The organism is Vibrio sp. J1-1 (assembly GCF_021728395.1).
GTDB lineage: Bacteria > Pseudomonadota > Gammaproteobacteria > Enterobacterales > Vibrionaceae > Vibrio.
Map to the genome: position 1 here is coordinate 215,272 of NZ_JAKKCM010000005.1, position 17,842 is coordinate 233,113.

The 17,842-nt window shown below is 47.9% G+C and carries 16 protein-coding genes; 7 read left to right on the plus strand and 9 right to left on the minus strand.

Going from position 1 to position 17,842, the window contains the following annotated elements:
* Window positions 1-91 precede the first annotated feature (91 nt).
* Window positions 92-2,173: an ATP-dependent DNA helicase RecG gene (gene recG / locus L3V31_RS10340; RefSeq protein ID WP_237315968.1), complete on the plus strand. Its 2,082-nt coding sequence runs from the start codon at window positions 92-94 to the stop codon at window positions 2,171-2,173.
* Window positions 2,174-2,385: 212 nt separating this feature from the next.
* A complete protein-coding gene (locus tag L3V31_RS10345) occupies window positions 2,386-3,774 on the plus strand; it encodes a uracil-xanthine permease family protein (RefSeq protein WP_237315969.1) in 1,389 nt (462 codons plus the stop codon).
* 245 nt (window positions 3,775-4,019) lie between these two features.
* Here L3V31_RS10345 and envZ read toward each other — a convergent pair whose 3' ends face one another.
* The 5 genes from envZ to L3V31_RS10370 form a co-directional block, all read right to left on the minus strand.
* Window positions 4,020-5,312 (minus strand): two-component system sensor histidine kinase EnvZ, encoded by a 1,293-nt coding sequence (envZ, locus tag L3V31_RS10350; protein ID WP_237315970.1) that lies wholly within the window; start codon window positions 5,310-5,312, stop codon window positions 4,020-4,022.
* A 127-nt stretch (window positions 5,313-5,439) separates the two neighbouring features.
* Window positions 5,440-6,159 carry a two-component system response regulator OmpR gene (ompR, locus tag L3V31_RS10355; RefSeq protein ID WP_237315971.1) on the minus strand — a complete coding sequence of 240 codons (720 nt, stop codon included), beginning with the start codon at window positions 6,157-6,159 and terminating at the stop codon, window positions 5,440-5,442.
* Between the two features lie 183 nt (window positions 6,160-6,342).
* The gene (locus L3V31_RS10360) at window positions 6,343-6,642 is read right to left on the minus strand and encodes a DUF1090 family protein (RefSeq protein ID WP_237315972.1); all 300 of its coding nucleotides are present in this window, start codon (window positions 6,640-6,642) and stop codon (window positions 6,343-6,345) included.
* A gap of 101 nt (window positions 6,643-6,743) precedes the next feature.
* Window positions 6,744-7,244, minus strand: a complete 501-nt coding sequence (greB, locus tag L3V31_RS10365) for a transcription elongation factor GreB (RefSeq protein WP_237315973.1) — start codon at window positions 7,242-7,244, stop codon at window positions 6,744-6,746.
* Between the two features lie 128 nt (window positions 7,245-7,372).
* Entirely contained in the window at window positions 7,373-9,253 is a 1,881-nt protein-coding gene (locus L3V31_RS10370; RefSeq protein WP_237315974.1) for a RimK/LysX family protein, read from the minus strand.
* A 210-nt stretch (window positions 9,254-9,463) separates the two neighbouring features.
* Between L3V31_RS10370 and L3V31_RS10375 the strand changes: the two genes are divergently transcribed.
* Complete coding sequence (locus L3V31_RS10375) at window positions 9,464-11,794, plus strand: Tex family protein (protein ID WP_237315975.1); 2,331 nt, start codon at window positions 9,464-9,466, stop codon at window positions 11,792-11,794.
* A 77-nt stretch (window positions 11,795-11,871) separates the two neighbouring features.
* Here L3V31_RS10375 and L3V31_RS10380 read toward each other — a convergent pair whose 3' ends face one another.
* Window positions 11,872-12,336, minus strand: coding sequence for an ATP-dependent Lon protease (locus L3V31_RS10380; protein WP_237315976.1), 465 nt, complete (start codon window positions 12,334-12,336; stop codon window positions 11,872-11,874).
* Between the two features lie 112 nt (window positions 12,337-12,448).
* Window positions 12,449-13,216 (minus strand): pimeloyl-ACP methyl ester esterase BioH, encoded by a 768-nt coding sequence (bioH, locus tag L3V31_RS10385; RefSeq protein WP_237315977.1) that lies wholly within the window; start codon window positions 13,214-13,216, stop codon window positions 12,449-12,451.
* A gap of 84 nt (window positions 13,217-13,300) precedes the next feature.
* On the opposite strand from bioH, the gene L3V31_RS10390 reads away from it, so the two are divergent.
* From L3V31_RS10390 to cysQ, 4 genes are all read left to right on the plus strand, one after another.
* Window positions 13,301-14,023 carry a phosphoribosyltransferase family protein gene (locus L3V31_RS10390; RefSeq protein ID WP_237315978.1) on the plus strand — a complete coding sequence of 241 codons (723 nt, stop codon included), beginning with the start codon at window positions 13,301-13,303 and terminating at the stop codon, window positions 14,021-14,023.
* A 96-nt stretch (window positions 14,024-14,119) separates the two neighbouring features.
* On the plus strand, window positions 14,120-14,704 hold the full coding sequence (gene nfuA, locus L3V31_RS10395; protein ID WP_237315979.1) for a Fe-S biogenesis protein NfuA: 585 nt from the start codon (window positions 14,120-14,122) through the stop codon (window positions 14,702-14,704).
* A gap of 158 nt (window positions 14,705-14,862) precedes the next feature.
* Entirely contained in the window at window positions 14,863-15,432 is a 570-nt protein-coding gene (nudE, locus tag L3V31_RS10400) for an ADP compounds hydrolase NudE (protein WP_237315980.1), read from the plus strand.
* 44 nt (window positions 15,433-15,476) lie between these two features.
* The gene (gene cysQ, locus L3V31_RS10405) at window positions 15,477-16,304 is read left to right on the plus strand and encodes a 3'(2'),5'-bisphosphate nucleotidase CysQ (RefSeq protein ID WP_237315981.1); all 828 of its coding nucleotides are present in this window, start codon (window positions 15,477-15,479) and stop codon (window positions 16,302-16,304) included.
* A 281-nt stretch (window positions 16,305-16,585) separates the two neighbouring features.
* Here the strand turns inward: cysQ and L3V31_RS10410 are convergent, their stop codons facing one another.
* Together L3V31_RS10410 and L3V31_RS10415 are read right to left on the minus strand one after the other, a co-directional pair.
* Window positions 16,586-17,347 (minus strand): type II secretion system protein N, encoded by a 762-nt coding sequence (locus tag L3V31_RS10410; RefSeq protein WP_237315982.1) that lies wholly within the window; start codon window positions 17,345-17,347, stop codon window positions 16,586-16,588.
* Between the two features lies 1 nt (window position 17,348).
* A complete protein-coding gene (locus tag L3V31_RS10415) occupies window positions 17,349-17,840 on the minus strand; it encodes a type II secretion system protein M (protein WP_237315983.1) in 492 nt (163 codons plus the stop codon).
* Window positions 17,841-17,842: the final 2 nt, after the last annotated feature.

A 17,842-nucleotide genomic window follows, 5' to 3' on the forward strand; every position in this document is an offset into this window, starting at 1 on the left:
ATACTGACTAAAGCTTGCCTATTTTTTCCTGTACAAAAACACAGCTCCGTGGTTAACATACTGCAATGTTAACCATTTTCTTGAGCCCGCTATGTCTGCCCAACTGTTATCTGCTGTTCCATTAACTTCTCTTTCTGGGGTTGGCGCGAAAGTCGCAGAAAAACTTGCCAAAGTCGGCTTGCATTCGGTTCAGGACTTACTGTTTCATTTGCCACTTCGTTACGAAGATCGTACCCGTATCTATCCTATTGCTAAGCTCCATGCTGGACTGTGGGCGGCGGTACAAGGCAAGGTTATGGCCGTGGATACCATTTTTGGTAAACGCAAAATGCTCACGGTAAAAATCAGCGATGGTAACGGCACCATTACGCTGCGCTTTTTCAATTTTACCGCGGCAATGAAGAACAACTTTTCTCAAGGTAAGTTAGTGCACGCTTACGGGGAAATAAAGCGTGGCGGAATGGGATTAGAAATCGTCCACCCTGATTACAAGTTCTACATCAGCGAACAAAAGCCAGATGTAGAACAAAACCTGACGCCCGTTTATCCAACCACAGATGGTCTGAGACAAATCACTCTGCGTAATCTGACCGAGCAGGCATTAGCGTTACTCGATAAAGCCGCCGTGCAAGAGTTACTGCCAGCGGGTTTATACAACCACCAGATCACCATGTCTCAGGCATTGCACACCATTCACCGACCGCCACCAACGATCAATCTGGATGAGTTTGACGAAGGTAAACATCCGGCACAAATCCGTCTGATCATGGAAGAGCTACTGGCTCAGAACCTATCTATGTTGGCTGTACGCAGTAAAGGACAGCAAGATGCCGCGTTGCCACTTGCCCCATGTGAAAAGCTCAAGAAACAGCTGCTGGAACAACTGCCATTCTCACCAACCAATGCTCAGGCGCGAGTGGTAAAAGAGATTGAAACCGATTTAGAGAAGCCCCACCCGATGATGCGCCTGGTTCAGGGCGATGTTGGCTCAGGTAAAACACTAGTGGCGGCATTAGCGGCCGCTCGAGCAATTGAGCACGGTTATCAAGTGGCTCTCATGGCTCCAACCGAACTGCTTGCAGAGCAACACGCCATCAACTTCGCGAACTGGTTTGAATCAATGGGCATTCAGGTCGGCTGGCTAGCGGGTAAGTTAAAGGGTAAAGCCAAAGAAGCTGAGCTCGCTCGTATTGCCAGCGGGGAGGCACAAATGGTAGTGGGTACTCACGCACTATTCCAAGAGCATGTAGAATTTCATCATCTGGCACTGGTGATTATTGATGAGCAACACCGATTTGGTGTTCACCAGCGATTAGAGCTACGTGAGAAAGGCGCCAAGCAAGGTGCTTATCCTCACCAACTCATCATGACCGCCACCCCGATTCCTCGAACCCTAGCTATGACCGCGTATGCCGATTTGGAAACCTCGGTGATTGACGGATTACCACCGGGACGAACACCAATTCAAACCGTGGCAATTCCTGATACCAAGCGCGACGACATTGTGGAACGCGTTCGTCATGCTTGTCTCAACGAAGGTAAGCAAGCCTACTGGGTGTGTACACTGATTGATGAATCTGAGGTATTGGAGGCGCAAGCTGCCGCTGATACTGCTGAAGAACTGCAACGCAAGCTGCCTGACGTAAAAATTGGCTTGGTTCATGGACGTATGAAGCCAGCGGAAAAACAAGCTGTGATGCAAGATTTTAAAGACAACAAACTGCACCTTCTTGTCGCTACGACGGTGATCGAAGTTGGTGTGGACGTACCAAACTCAAGCCTGATGATCATCGAAAACCCGGAGCGACTCGGTTTAGCTCAGCTACACCAGCTGAGAGGTCGCGTTGGACGTGGCTCTGTCGCCAGTCATTGTGTTCTACTCTATCATTCACCGCTGTCGAAAACCGCGCAAAAGCGTCTTGGTGTTCTGCGAGAAAGCAACGACGGCTTTGTGATTGCGCAGAAAGATTTGGAGATCCGTGGCCCTGGTGAGTTATTAGGTACCAAGCAAACCGGACTGGCAGATTTTAAAATTGCTGATTTGGTTCGAGATCAGCGCTTGATTCCCGAAGTTCAGCGTGTTGCTCGCCATATTCACGATAATTACCCTACTCAAGCTACGGCGATTATCGAACGTTGGTTAGGCGAACGGGATATTTACTCCAAAGCTTAAAATTGTTCAATTAACTGATTATCAACGCCCAAAAGCAATCGTTTGCTTTTTAAATAAATCACTCTATAATCGCGCACAAATTTAGGGTATTTACCCAAACCAATCTGAGTTGACACTGATTAACAGCAATCACAGATCAAAACGTCAGCTCCTCCCAGTCCTCCCATTCAGCGAGCGTTGGGTAATAAACATTGCGACAAGCGAGACAAACCATGACAACTTCAAACCGATCTTCGGAACTGGTCTATCAATTAAATGATCGTCCACCACTGCCACAAACCATTTTCGCCGCTATTCAGCACCTGCTGGCGATGTTCGTTGCAGTTATTACCCCTTCGTTGATCATCTGCCAATCGTTAGGCGTTCCAGCCGATCAAACCAACACCATCATTAGCATGTCTCTATTTGCTTCTGGTGTGTCGTCATTTATTCAGATTCGTACCTTTGGCCCGATAGGTTCTGGCCTATTGTCAGTACAAGGCACCAGCTTTAACTTTTTAGGTCCGATTATTGGTGCGGGTTTATCCTTAAAAGCTGGCGGTGCAGACATCAGCACAATGATGGCGGCGATTTTCGGTACGATTCTGGTGGCTTCATTTGCAGAAATTCTGCTGTCTCGAGTGCTTGAGCACGCGCGCCGCATCATTACTCCGCTGGTTTCTGGCATTGTGGTGACTCTGATTGGTCTGACATTGATTCAGGTTGGATTAGTCTCAATGGGTGGCGGTTATGCGGCAATGGGTGACGGCACGTTTGGCAGTCTGGATAAACTGGCTCTGGCTGGCACAGTATTAGGTCTGATCGTGATTCTGAACCGCTCAAACAACCCTTACATTCGCGTTGCTTCTATTGTGATTGCCATGCTGGTTGGCTATGTGCTGGCCTACTTTATGGGCATGGTGGATACATCCAACCTGAGTGAAACTAACCTGGTTGCGCTGCCAATTCCGATGCAATACGGCTTAGCGTTCGACTGGTCGCTATTTATTCCGTTAGTACTGATTTTCTTTATTACTGCGCTGGAAGCAATCGGCGATATTACCGCAACGTCAGAAGTGTCAGGTGAGCCAGTCAAAGGTCCGGTTTACATGAAACGCATCAAAGGTGGTGTGTTGGCTGACGGTTTAAACTCGGCTATCGCTGCGGTCTTTAACAGCTTCCCGAATTCGACGTTCAGCCAAAACAACGGCATCATCATGCTGACTGGCGTCGCAAGCCGTTACGTGGGTTACTTCATTTCAGGTATGTTAGTTGTGCTTGGTCTATTCCCGGGCGTAGCCAGCTTCGTTCAACTGATTCCTGAACCTGTACTTGGCGGCGCCACCATCGTGATGTTTGGTACCATTGCCGCTGCTGGTGTGCGTATTATCTCTCGTGTTGATCTCGACCGTCGTGCGATTTTGATCATGGCACTGTCCTTCTCGATGGGCCTGGGTATTGCTCAGAAGCCTGAAATTCTGCAATTCATGCCAGAATTTATTAAGAGCATCTTCTCTACTGGTGTCGCTGCCGGTGGTATCACTGCAATCATCTTGAACTTGCTATTGCCAGAGAAACTGGAAGACGAAGAGCCTGAAGCTCAAGAGATTAAAGAATCCTAAATTGATCAATAGGATGAGAAAAAGCCTAATCTCACAACTTAAGCTTAGTGCCGTTCGTTTAACCGCGAACGGCATATGACAATATCCCGTCTTTCTGAACAGCGACGAAGGAGCGTGATTCAGAATCTTCTATCCGAGCACTGTATCGCCAAAATGATTCCTGTACCTGTTCAGCACGCTGATAATAGATTCCTAGTCTCGCTATGGCTCGCAGGAATGACCCGTTATTTACTACATTAATGACATTACTTGGTCGGGAAGCTGATTTGTGCGATTAAGCCACCTTCACTGCGATTACGCATCACAACCGATCCCGAATGCTGGCTGACAATGCGCTTAACGATCGCCAAGCCAAGGCCTGTCCCTTCACTGCCGCGAGCGGTATCTCCACGTGTAAATGGTTCAAATAATTTACCGACCTGCTCTGGCTCAATACCGGGGCCGTTGTCTTCTACCGTAACCCACACCAGTTGATTGTCTGCGGTCATGCCCGTCGACACTTTGACCCAGCCATTGCCATAGCGAACCGCATTCACCACTAAGTTAGTCACTGCGCGTTTTATCGCAATCGAGTTGCCCAATGCGTATTTGATAGACGGTTCGATTTGCGTCTCAATTTCCCGATCATCACAGCCTTCAGAGCTCGCGACATCGCCTACAATGTCGTTCAGAGACACCGCCTCAAAAGTCTGGTTATTCACTGGCTTAAGATAATCCATGAACTGACTGATGATTTCATTACACTCTTCCGTATCGCTGATGATGCCTTCGGCTAAATAGCTTTCCTCTGGTGACATCATTTCCGTCGCTAGGCGAATTCGAGTCAGCGGGGTGCGCAAATCATGACTAATACCCGCCATCAATAAGGCGCGATCTTCTTCCAACTCCTGAATGCCTTTCGACATCTGATTAAAAGCACGGGTCACCGCGCGAATTTCTGACGCGCCTTTCTCTGGTATTGGTGGCGGTATCTCACCACGCCCAACCCCCTTAGCTGCTTTTTCCAACGCAAGTAACGGGCGGTTTTGAAAACGAATAAACAGCCAACCACCCGCGATAATCAGCAGTGCCATGATCAGACTATTGCGAAATAGCGGTGCAAAATCCTCTTCTTGCAGCTCAGAAAGGGGAATACGAATTAGCGAGTTTGGCAGCTTATCGATATGCATCCACAAGATGTAACTCTCCTCGCCCAATATCAAACGTACTTCGGTCGGAGAATCCAGTTCCTGAGTCATTTCTTCCGACATCAATTCAATCGACATCGCGTGATTAAACTCATCCGCTCTTTCACTATCAATGCTGTGGACCGTCACCCCTAGCCTTTCTAATAACTGGCGTCGTAATGGCGCCTCAGCTTGAAGCTCTCCATCGGCATCAAGTACCAAGTTGAGCTCATGAGCCAGAATTTTGTTGAACTGCTGCAGACTCGGCATCAGTGCATAGTTGAAAACGGCGTAATAAGAAAAAACTTGGCTAGCGAGAAGCAAAGAGATGAATAGCAGAATAGATTGAGTGAGAGAGCTTCGGATTCGCATGGACAGTTCCTGGTGATCCTAACAGAGTATTGCTAAAAGAAAGTGCCTAATCGCGATTTTCCGCCCTCATATAGGAGATATAAGAGGACGGAATGTGCAGACGAATATCAGAGTACAGTTGCGCGAATTAAACTTCTTTGCCGTCTGGGACAAATACGTAGCCTAAGCCCCATACCGTCTGAATATAACGTGGTTTGCTCGGATCATCTTCCAGCATGCGACGAAGACGAGAAATTTGTACGTCAATAGAACGTTCCATTGCCGAATATTCACGACCACGTGCCATATTCATCAGTTTGTCACGCGACATTGGCTCGCGCGCATTGGTGACTAAGGCTTTTAATACGGCAAACTCGCCAGATGTTAACGGCATCGCTTTTTCACCACGGAACATTTCACGCGTTCCAAGGTTTAAACGGAACTCGCCAAACTCCACCACTTTTTCTTCCGTACTTGGCGCACCCGGCAGTTCGATAGTTTGACGACGTAATACCGCTTTAATGCGAGCCAGCAACTCACGCGGGTTAAATGGTTTTGGCAGGTAGTCGTCTGCCCCAACTTCTAAGCCAACGATACGATCAACTTCGTCACCTTTTGCGGTAAGCATCAGGATCGGCAGCATGTTGTTCGCGTTACGTAAGCGACGGCAGATAGATAAGCCATCTTCACCTGGCAACATCAAATCCAGCACCATTAAGTGAAAGTTTTCGCGCGTCAGTAAGCGATCCATTTGTTCACCATTGGCAACACTACGAACCTGAAAACCTTGCTCAGAAAGGTAACGCTCCAATAGAGCACGTAAACGGGCATCGTCATCAACCACTAAAATTTTATGATTTTCCTGCATTGAAACATCCTTTCAAAAGCGTCTATTGTCGAAAATGTATCACTGTTTCTTTAAACGTGCTTGAGCAAATTGTTACTCTTTTTATCTTAGCCGCTCTTTTGACACATTATTTCTAAAACACAGAGGCAATATTGAGCGAAGTTATTGCTCAGATTAGCAAAAATATAGCCGATGAAACGGAGGTTATTGGCTCAGTTCCCACTCGGTTTCGCTGTTGGCTTGCAACTTTTCCTTGTGAGTACTTTCTTTAATTTCTGCATGTGATTTTTGGCGCGACTCCTCTCTAAGACACTCACTTTGAACTGAAGCTAGCGCGCGTTCCAGCCCTTCAATATGCTGCTTTTTACCTTGCACTTTGGCGTATTCAAGCTGCTGCTCGACAGCAAACTCCTTTGCATCACACCCTTTTAGTTCTTCTTGGGAAAACGCAGAAAATGAACATCCTAGGGTTAATACGGTGCCACTAATCACTGCTCTCATCATTTATGGTCTCCTTTAAAAGCGCTCAATGTCTTTTGCTCAGGATGAATGAGGGTTTTGGTTAAACTGGCGCAATCATTACCCTGACTGACCGGTCTTTCTAATTATGGGGTTGTCGCGTCAGAACTGGATACGTTGTACTCAATCGAGTTAATAAACCACTCTTTCTCGCCTTCTGGCGTTTTAACTATAAACTCTTCATCAACTTGTTTTTTTAGCATCGCACGCGCCATTGGTGAGTCGATAGAGATATAACCTTTGGCATCGCCATAAATCTCTTCCGGCCCGACAATTCGAAACTTCTTCACATCACCCGCTTCATTCTCGATCTCTACCCACGCACCAAAAAAGACTTTGCCTTCCTGTTGGGGGGAGTAGTCGACGATAGTCACTTCAGGTAAAAACTTTCTGAGAAAACGAACGCGGCGATCTATTTGACGCAATAGTCGTTTATTGAAGGTGTAATCTGCATTTTCAGAACGATCGCCCAGGCTGGCAGCCCAAGTGACTATCTTGGTGATTTCTGGTCGCTTCTCGTTCCAGAGATAATCATGCTCTTGTTTGAGTTTGTTATAACCTTCACGCGTAATCAGCTTAGTTTTCAATTTTTCTCCTTTAGAGGCGTGTGATTTTGGTTTGGTTTATGCCCCGACTCGAATCCTGAGATTATACCAATCACAGTGCGCAAAACACGGGGCGACGTTAGAGTTCAGCCTACAAATTGACTGATTTTTTACTTTTTGGCATCCGACTTTTTGGTCACGATGTAATTGGTATCGCTCGACACCACCACACCATGCTTTAAAAAGTTTTTACCTAAAATCATGCTGTACTTAAAACGTTCTCTGTCCTGAAGGTTGACCTCAATTTTCTTCTCCAGATCCCCCAGTTTCACGTGCATTTTCACCACAGGCCTAACGTTGGCTTTTTCTCCTTTCTTCGCGGTAATGTGCATCACATTGACCACTTCGCGCGTGAAGGTTCGCTTCTCTCCATGATCGTTCTCATAAGTGAAGCTCACCATATCTTTGCCATCTTTCTGAAATTGCTTAATATCAGTGGCACTGATTGAACTCACATCAGCCCCCGTATCCAACTTCACCGGGAACAACATGCCTTCCACTTCAGCGACTTCAATATGACCAGCCCGGAATAACGGTTTGGCATCCAATAGATGATCGGCACGCGTATTCAGCAACACACCACCTTTCGCCATGTCATGACCAAACACGAAAAACGGTTGGGTTTCATACTGTTCCAGAACATCAATAGCAAATTCCAGTGACTGCTCGGTATGACCAAACTCGAAGTTCCCTTCAACCACAGGACGCACCATATCGCCCACTCTTAACTTTTTCACAACGGGTTTGGTGATTTTTTCCTCTTTGCCCTGTTCATTGGTTAAGTAATAGGTCGCCACTTCATCTTTACCTTTTTCGCTCAGTTCAAAACCATGCACGCGCAGAAGCGGTGTTTTGACGGTAAAGGTTGGGTAAGCGGGCACTGAGTAACCATCAATATTGACCGTCTCCTCAGGAGAAATCACCAGAGGCTTGGCTTTCAGAGCACTCTTAAAGGTCTTCTCAACACCACCTAGCAGGTTTTCTTTATCGGTATCGACCACAAAGTACTGGCTAACCACATCGTTACCTAAGCGAAGCTGTGAGCTAAAATTGCTGCGATCACGCAAATACACCAACCAGTGCTGAGTTTCGCTTTCCGACACTTTCACAGGTAAATACACCAGTGGTCGCTCGCCTTTCGTCGTTTTAAGCATACGAATCAGCGGCAGTGTCATCGGGTGTCGCTTGCCGTTTTCGCCCTCTAAAGTGAAGGAGACTTGCTTGGCCTTCTTATCCACGTTGATATCCAGAGCGTGCGCATTCGTGTAGCGACTGCGGATCGAAACACTCACTTTGTAAGGAACGCCTTCAACAGAGACAAGCTCTTGCTTACCAATCATTTTGGCCTTGGGCTGCTGCTGCAGGTAGTCATATCCGGCAAACACCCACGCGTTGTCCTTCAGGTACGTTTTACCAATCAAAATCGGCGCGGAAAACTGCTTACGAGCGGTTAAGTTCACAACGGTATCCACCGTATGGCCCGCAATCGTCATCGGCATTTTTACGGTTGGACGCAAAATCGGCTTTTTACTGGTGCGGCTTCGAATCGCACTTATGCGTTCCAAATCATCGGTGACAGTGATCGGTTTACCAGTGTAAGGGTGCTGAATGGTGAAACTCACTTTGACTTGATACGGCTCGAAAGTGCCATCATCCCATTTGGCTTTGGTGCCACCGAGATCATCGATTATCGCCCAAAGTAACTCGTTATCTTTCAGGTTACTGAAATCTGGGTTCGAGCTAGTGACACGAATATTCTCGGCATGCATCGACGTGGTATCGGCACCCGTATCAATCTTGCCCATAAATGGCACATCACTTAGCTCTGGAATCTCGCTGTAATAGACATTTTCTACCCGCCCTAACACCAGTTTGTTATCGAGTTGGTAGATTGGGTCCTGAGTGGTCGCGGAAAGAGATTGCGCCCAGCTAAACGGCGCAACAAGTAAGGCACAGGTAAGTGCCAAAGCCAAAGACATTTTCTTCATCATGATTATCCCTACGAGCTAAGGTATGTACTTTAGTTGGTAATCGAGGGTATAAGTTCTCAATTTAATTAAAGTTTTGACACAAACCTGACTGATGTCCACCAGCGCCCGGTAAATTTTTGCACTGCTCGCTGAAAACATTGCAAATTCATCGAATGACCCCAATGTTTATATCACTAATGAAACTCAACTGAATAAAAAGAGAATACACGGATGAGCCAAGCTATCTGTCGCATGATTGCTCAAGAGCTAAATGTTCGCCCAGAGCAAGTCAACGCTGCTGTCACCCTAATTGATGACGGTAACACGGTCCCTTTTATCGCACGTTACCGTAAAGAGGTGACTGGTGGCCTTGATGATACCCAACTGCGTACGCTGGACAGTCGCCTGTCTTACCTTCGTGAACTGGACGACCGTCGTCAAACCATTCTGAAGTCTATTCAGGAGCAAGGTAAGCTGACGCCTGAGCTGGAAAAAGAAATCACTCAGGCAGACAGCAAAACTCGTCTAGAAGATCTTTACCTGCCTTACAAACCAAAACGTCGCACTAAAGGCCAAATCGCGATTGAAGCGGGTTTAGAACCACTCGCTGACGCCCTATGGCATCATCCACAAACTGAGCCAGAAAGCGAAGCAAGCAAGTACCTTGATGCAGACAAAGGTATCGCGGATACCAAAGCGGCACTGGATGGCGCGCGTGCCATCATCATGGAGCGCATCGCAGAAGACGCCAACTTGTTAGAAAAGATCCGTGCACACCTGAACCGTAATGCAGAGCTCGTTGCCCGTGTTGTCGAAGGCAAAGAGAACGAAGGCGAGAAATTTAAAGATTACTTCAGCCACAATGAGCCACTCAGCAAAGTGCCATCTCACCGTGCCCTTGCGATGCTGCGTGGCCGTAATGAAGGTTTTCTTACATTGGCGATGAATGCCGATCCTGAACAGGAAGAAGGCGTTCGTCAGTCTTACTGTGAAACCCTCATTGCAGACCATTATGGCGTGACGTTGAGCAATGCACCCGCAGACACGTGGCGCAAACAGGTAATAAGTTGGGCATGGCGCATCAAAGTGTCAATGCACATGGAAACCGAGCTAATGGGTGCGATGAAAGAGCGTGCAGAAATCGAAGCGATTGATGTCTTCGCCACCAACCTGAAAGATTTGTTGATGGCGGCTCCTGCCGGTCCACGTGCCACGCTGGGTCTGGATCCAGGTCTGCGTACTGGTTCTAAAATCGCAGTGGTAGACTCCACCGGTAAAGTACTGACGACCGAGACCATCTACCCTCACCCGCCGCAAAAACAATACGATAAATCGGCTCAGATTGTGGACCAATTGGTTCGTAAGTTTAACGTTGACCTGATTGCCATTGGTAACGGCACTGCCTCTCGTGAGACAGACAGTTTTGTTGCGGACATTATCAAACGCGGCAACCTGAAAGTACAAAAAATCATGGTCAGCGAAGCCGGTGCATCGGTTTACTCTGCCTCTGAACTGGCGGCGAAAGAGTTCCCAAATATGGACGTTTCACTGCGTGGCGCTGTTTCTATTGCTCGTCGTTTGCAAGATCCTCTGGCAGAGCTGGTGAAAATCGATCCTAAATCCATCGGTGTGGGTCAATACCAGCATGATGTCAGCCAATCGATGCTGGCAAAACGTCTTGATGCAGTGGTAGAAGACTGTGTAAACGCCGTGGGTGTAGACGTCAACACCGCATCAGCCGCTCTGCTGACTCGCGTCGCTGGCCTCTCAAATACTATCGCACAAAACATTGTCGATTTCCGAGATGAAAACGGCCGCTTTGACGCGCGTACCACACTGAAAAAAGTGCCTCGCTTGGGGCCAAAAGCCTTTGAACAGTGTGCTGGTTTCCTGCGGATCATGGATGGCAAAAACCCGCTGGATGCCTCTTCGGTTCACCCGGAAGCCTACCCTGTTGTCAAAAACATCGCAGCGAAAAACAGCAAAGACATTAAAGCACTCATCGGCGATACCACCTTCCTGAAAAGCTTGCATGCTGTGGATTACACTGACGACAACTTTGGTGTTCCAACGGTGACAGATATCATCAAAGAACTGGATAAGCCGGGCCGTGACCCTCGCCCTGAGTTTAAAACCGCGACCTTTGCTGATGGTGTGAATACCGTGGCAGACTTGGAACCGGGCATGATTCTGGAAGGTGTGGTATCGAACGTCGCAAACTTTGGTGCATTCGTTGATATCGGTGTCCATCAAGACGGATTGGTACACATCTCAGCACTGACCGATCGCTTTGTCTCTGACCCGCGTGAAGTGGTAAAAGCAGGTGACATCGTCAAAGTAAAAGTGATGGAAGTGGATGTTCAGCGTAAACGTATCGCTCTGTCGATGCGTCTGAACGATGAACCGGGCCAAGACAATCGTAGCCAGCGTTCTGCCGCGCCGCGTCGTAATGATCAGCAACGTCGTCAACCTCGTCGCGATGATACCTCATCAAACAATGCAGTAGGAAATAATGCAATGGGTGGCGCTTTTGCGGCGGCTTTTGCCAAGGCGAAAAAGTAAATTCCGCAAAAATAAAGAAAACGCTCCAGTCAGGTAGCTCTGCTGGAGCGTTTTTATTTGAGTAGAGTGTTGAGTTATTACAATACTGCTATTACGTCTGACGGTGTATGAGGCGCGACCGAGTGACCATAATGAAACTTGATTACTTTCCTGCGCCTTTCCATCAATCCTTGATAGATCGCAGCATCCAGAATGCGCGTTGGTAAGCGAAAGCGTATCGTATAGCCTTTACCCTGTTCTTCACTGTACGACTTGAGTGCGAGTAATCCGAAAAGCCGTTCTAACGTATCGGCTGGTTCTTCAGAGTGACGAGCATCAACTTCAGGCTCCCCTTCATAACTGGGATGTTCGGAAGGATCCCAAGCAGATTGACGTCGCCGTTTGTCATCCTCTTTTACTTTGCGCTCAGCACTGGTTTTAACCAATGCCATCGTTGGCGTCACAGGCTCCCGGACTTTGTTGTCACGAGCCGCTTGCTCCGTTTGTACATTCACGGACGGGGCGATCAATGGCACACTTACGTTAGTCGGTGACACAATCATTGCGAACCCTCCTGGAGTCGCCCACTCGTCTATGCCGCTAGCAAATACAGCCTAGCTCAAACCCTATGTCGACCATATTTTGAACAACTTGAGTTTTTTACCTTACAAACCGTTAGCGGAAAGCAAATTCTCGAACTTGCGCACAAAACGCGTCATGTTCTGTCATAAACGGCGCATGGGAAGACTGGCTAAAAATGCCATGCTCAGTGTGTGGCAGCTGTTCATTGAGATCGCTGGCAACTTTAATCGGTACCAGTCCGTCTAATCGTCCATACAAACGTAACATCGGCATGGTCAGTGACGTAAGCGCATCGCGCAGATCGACTTCCGCCAAGATATTTAACCCCACCAGCAGCGAATCTGGATTTGGTTGAGGGCGGGAGAGCACCGCTTGCTTAAGTAATTTTACATCTTTACGCGCAGACGGACTGCCCATTGCTTGCAGCGCCATAAAGCGTTCGATAGTGAGCGAAAAGTCTTCCAGCAACTGTTCTGTAAAAGCACTCAAGACCTTTGGCTGGATACCACGCCATGCTTTCTCTGCCGCAAATTTAGGAGAACTCGCCACAGTGATTAATTTATTCACTCGCTCTGGAGCATTAATAGCAATATGAGTTGCCACCAGACCGCCTAATGACCAGCCCAGCCATATCGCTTTTTCTGGCGCACCTTTAAGCACCATCTTCGCAATGTGACCTACATCTTCGCCGTGATGTTCAGCGCTGTGGCCGTATCCTGGAAGGTCAACCACATGCACCCGAAAATAGGGCTGAAGAGACTCGACTGTTTGTTGCCAAACGGCACCATTCATTCCCCAGCCATGCAGCAACACCAGATCTGTTCCCTGACCAAACAACTGCCAGTGTAAATTCGTGCTCATGCTCTCAATCTCTCCCACTTAACTTATTCCTTGCGCTTACATCCTGGCGTTAGTCTGTGCAAAACCTCTACCTGAATAAGTTGTATGTTATCTCATCACTGGCAAAACATCATGCATCACGTGCTCGGTAGCCAATGTGGTTTATGCAGGCTGCCGCTGGAAACATCGCAACCGCCGAACGCTCTTCGTTGGTGTAGCCATTGTTTTCAGTATCTTAATCCAATAACAAGGTGCCAACATTGCGGTTTGGCGATGCAGGAAACAGAAAGGAGCGACATGGTATGTGGCGAGTGCTTGACAGAGCCGCCTCCCTGGCAACGGCTCATCACTCTCGGTGACTATGCGTTTCCTCTGTCTCGCGAGGTTCAACGCTTTAAAGATCATGGCGAGAGTTGGCACGTAGCAGCATTAACGCGACTGCTCGCGGCGCGCATTTCTTCTCCAGCGACACTGATTACCAGCGTTCCACTACACTGGCGACGCTATTTGTCGCGTGGGTTCAATCAAAGTGATGTACTTGCCAGACACTTGGCAACCCATCTGCATCGCCACTTTGACCCTAAAGTATTCCGTCGTATCCAATACGCAGACTCCCAGCGAGGCCACTCTAAATCTCGGCGAGAGCAAAACTTGCAAGGCGCATTTATCCTCAATAAAAAGCCGATGTATCAACACGTGGCGATTGTTGATGATGTCGTCACAACAGGCAGTACTGTACGACAATTATGCCAATTACTACTTGAAGTTGGTGTAGAAAGCATCGATATTTACTGCATCTGCAGAACACCTGCTCCTACTTCGCTCTAGATCGATTCACTATGCCTTATCAGCAAAAAAGCTAGACCCATACGTCAACAAGAGTAGAATAGCAGCAGTAACCTACAAATTTACTCGGGTATTGTCGTGTCAAATATTACTATTACAGAAACTGCGCAAACGCATTTCGCTAATCTTCTTGGTCAACAGCCAGAAGGGACTAACATTCGTATTTTCGTTGTAAACCCAGGTACACAAAACGCTGAATGTGGTGTGTCTTACTGCCCACCTGAAGCGGTGGAAGGAACTGACACAGTGCTCCCATACAGCGGCTTTTCAGCATACGTTGATGAGTTGAGCCTGCCATTCCTTGAAGACGCTGAAATCGACTTCGTTACAGACAAAATGGGTTCTCAACTAACGCTAAAAGCACCAAACGCTAAAATGCGTAAAGTGTCGGATGATGCACCGCTTGTTGAGCGTGTTGAATACGCTATCCAAACTCAGGTAAACCCGCAGCTTGCTGGCCACGGCGGTCACGTAAGTCTGGTTGAAATCACTGATGACGGTGTTGCTATCGTTGCATTTGGTGGCGGCTGTAACGGCTGTTCAATGGTCGACGTAACACTGAAAGAAGGCATCGAAAAAGAGCTACTAAACCAGTTTTCTGGTGAGCTAACAGCGGTTCGAGATGCTACAGAACACGATCGTGGTGATCACTCTTACTACTAAGTAAGTACTGTCGTTGAAAATGGGAGACTCATGTCTCCCGTTTTTGTATCTAGCATGCGTCAGAGCGATAAATTCCAGCTAGCAACTCAGGCAGACTTTTCATATATTAAGAGTCTTACGCACCTCGTAAAACCCAACGACACCAAGGAGCCAGCGCTATGTCGAAAAGGACCCCACCAGAGATTCTCTCTTGCCAGACTGTCGCAAAGTCTAAGCTGTTTGCAGTGGAAGCCCTCGACCTTCGCTTTTCTAATGGCGAACATCGCACTTACGAGCGTATGAAACCTAGTGGCCGAGATGCTGTAATGGTTGTGCCTGTTACCGAACAGGGCGATCTCCTGTTGGTACGCGAGTACGCGGCTGGTACAGAACGGTATGAATTGGGCTTTCCCAAAGGTCTTATCGATCCGGGAGAAACACCACATGAGGCGGCAGACCGCGAGCTGAAAGAAGAAATCGGCTTTGGCTGCAATCAATTAACCGCTTTAAAACAAGTTGTCCTCGCCCCCTCTTACTTTTCCAGCAAAATGACCCTGTTTTTAGGTCAGGCGTTGTATCCGGAAAAACAAGAAGGTGACGAACCAGAGCCATTAGAAATTGTGCGCTGGCCACTGGCGCAAGCTGAAGAGCTCATCACGCACTTGGATTTCTGTGAAGCACGCAGCATCACCGCATTGATGTTAGCACTGAAACATTTACGCAATACCACTCGCAACAGTAACCAATAACAACAACAGAGCCAAATCATCGTTGTGAGTAAGGACAATCACCTATGCCAATGACAAAAGATCTATCTCATCTACTTCCTCAAGTTATTGAGATCGCCCGCAGCGCCGGGCAATTGATCCTTGATATCTATCAAAATAAGCAATACGAAGAATACACCAAAAGTGATGAAACGCCGGTTACCAGTGCTGATATCGCTGCACACAAGTTCATCATTGAACGCCTGAGCGAACTGACTCCGGATATTCCCGTATTGTCTGAAGAAGACGCAGACATCAGCCTGTCAAAACGTGCCCAATGGCAACGCTATTGGCTGGTAGACCCTCTCGATGGTACTCAGGAATTCATCGCACGCAGTGGCGACTTCGCGACGATTATCGCCCTAGTCGACAACAACAAGCCGACGCTAGGCGTTGTTTATGGCCCAGTGTCTGGTGTCACTTATTATGCCTACAGCGGAAAAGGCGCATGGAAAATTCCCGACATGTCGGAGAGCGTGAGAATCCACACTCATAAGCACGAACAGCCCGGTCAAAATATTGCGATTGCCATCAGCCGTCGTCAGGACATCAACCGCATCACTAACCGCATGAGCAGCGCCTGGAATTACGAACTGATCCCACTTGGCTCTGCTGCATTAAAAGCGTGTTTAGTTGCTGAAGGTGCGGTGGACTGTTACCTGCGCTTAGGGCCAACTGGCGAGTGGGACACAGCCGCGACACAGTGTATTGTTGAAGAGGCTGGAGGGCGCATCCTGAGCACTCAATTGGAACCTCTGTCTTACAATGAGCGCGAAACGTTGGAAAACCCTAACTTCATCGTATTGGGTGATGAATCATTACCTTGGAATGATATTCTTCAGCGAAAAGATTAACTTTCTCGCCCCGACAGAGTGAACTTCTATAAGGCCACGAATCTAATTCGTGGCCTTTCTTTTATCGCAGTACAGCTATCAGGGCATTTAGCCTACTATGATCCAAAAGCTACCCAAGCTGTACAGCCACCAACAAAGCAACTGAAAATCAATCAGTTAAACCGTAGTGCATAGACGGGATATTTTCTCGTACAGCGATTAGAGGGTTTGGCCTACCATGATCCAAAAACAAAAAGAGCTGCACATTGGCAGCTCTTTTCTTTGTCTAATTTAGGTTTTATTTAAAAGCGCCCTTTGTAGTCAAACTCATATTGACCTTGTGAATTTGGCTTACCGAGCCATTGCAGCTGATCTCCCATCGCTGAAGGGAACTCTGCGCCCGGCTTAAACCATGCTTTCGTCGAGTAACGCTGGTTAGGCATTAACTCAGCCGAAAACGCCGCTGAGACTTGCGGGCTATTTTGTTCACCGGACGCAGCCAGCACGCTGTCTTTACAGCTCAAGTTTGCTACGACCGGACCGAGCTCTAAGCGCCCCAATGGACTTTGTATGCCACTCGCACTCCACACCAAGGTACCATCCCCCTCACTACACCAAGGAGAAGCATACGTTGCGTGGTGGATATTGAGCTCCAACTGCCCATCGACACCAACAGGAACAGGTAAGCGCGCCTGCTCAACGACTTTGACTGCCGGAACAGAGGCCACCAAGTCTTTTGCGTAGGCATCACCAAACAAACCATAACCAACTAAACCACGTCCTCGTACATCCATATCGCTGCCACGACCAAAACGCACGGCAAATTCTGCTTTACCAGTAAATAAAGCGGACCATTGGAAATCCCAGCTAACTTCACCCAAGTTTTGACGTTGCCAACGCACATTGGAAGCCTGACCTTGCCATATGGTGCCCTGAGCCCCCTGGATATCGAGTCCTCTCATCTTTGGACTTTGTTGAACAACCCAGGATACCGGCAGCCCCATTAATAAACTCACTGAAAAGCAGGCAATAAAGATGACTGCATAAAGTACAACTCGCTTCACTTTATCCTCGCTTAAACTGCAGACGATTCACCTCGATCATGCCCGCCTGTTCGGTTCGATCAATATCCAAGAACTCCACTTCGATACCTTGCTGTTCTTTCAAATACCGCAACCAATCAACCAACTGGTTAAAGGCTAATGGTTTGATCCACACCTGAACACTCTCATTGCGGGGCTGTACACGGATCAACTCAACCTTATAACGGCGTGCCGAAGATGACACCAGTTGGTTAAGAGGCTGATTCGAGTAGGTCACACCACCACTCTTACGCAGTGCCGTGATGTCGTCTGCTTTGTCTTTCACCCAGGCAAGAAGCTCTCTCTCACTCTGTATTCTTGACTGTGCCAATTCTGCTCGCTGACTCATCGGTTGTAATATGCCCCAATAAATGAGACCGACAATTACGAGCACTCCACACCCCATCATCATACGCTGTTCACGCTGTGAGATACTGCTCCACCAAGTTTGGACTTGAGAGATTAAATTCTTCATCA

Coding starts and splice junctions, on each gene's coding strand:
- L3V31_RS10375 (WP_237315975.1), top strand. CDS start 9,464: ATGAGCCAAGCTATCTGTCGCATGATTGCTCAAGAGCTAAATGTTCGC.
- L3V31_RS10370 (WP_237315974.1), bottom strand. CDS start 9,253: ATGATGAAGAAAATGTCTTTGGCTTTGGCACTTACCTGTGCCTTACTT.
- recG (WP_237315968.1), top strand. CDS start 92: ATGTCTGCCCAACTGTTATCTGCTGTTCCATTAACTTCTCTTTCTGGG.
- ompR (WP_237315971.1), bottom strand. CDS start 6,159: ATGCAGGAAAATCATAAAATTTTAGTGGTTGATGACGATGCCCGTTTA.
- L3V31_RS10360 (WP_237315972.1), bottom strand. CDS start 6,642: ATGATGAGAGCAGTGATTAGTGGCACCGTATTAACCCTAGGATGTTCA.
- envZ (WP_237315970.1), bottom strand. CDS start 5,312: ATGCGAATCCGAAGCTCTCTCACTCAATCTATTCTGCTATTCATCTCT.
- L3V31_RS10390 (WP_237315978.1), top strand. CDS start 13,301: ATGTTATCTCATCACTGGCAAAACATCATGCATCACGTGCTCGGTAGC.
- L3V31_RS10380 (WP_237315976.1), bottom strand. CDS start 12,336: ATGATTGTGTCACCGACTAACGTAAGTGTGCCATTGATCGCCCCGTCC.
- bioH (WP_237315977.1), bottom strand. CDS start 13,216: ATGAGCACGAATTTACACTGGCAGTTGTTTGGTCAGGGAACAGATCTG.
- L3V31_RS10415 (WP_237315983.1), bottom strand. CDS start 17,840: ATGAAGAATTTAATCTCTCAAGTCCAAACTTGGTGGAGCAGTATCTCA.
- nudE (WP_237315980.1), top strand. CDS start 14,863: ATGTCGAAAAGGACCCCACCAGAGATTCTCTCTTGCCAGACTGTCGCA.
- cysQ (WP_237315981.1), top strand. CDS start 15,477: ATGCCAATGACAAAAGATCTATCTCATCTACTTCCTCAAGTTATTGAG.
- L3V31_RS10345 (WP_237315969.1), top strand. CDS start 2,386: ATGACAACTTCAAACCGATCTTCGGAACTGGTCTATCAATTAAATGAT.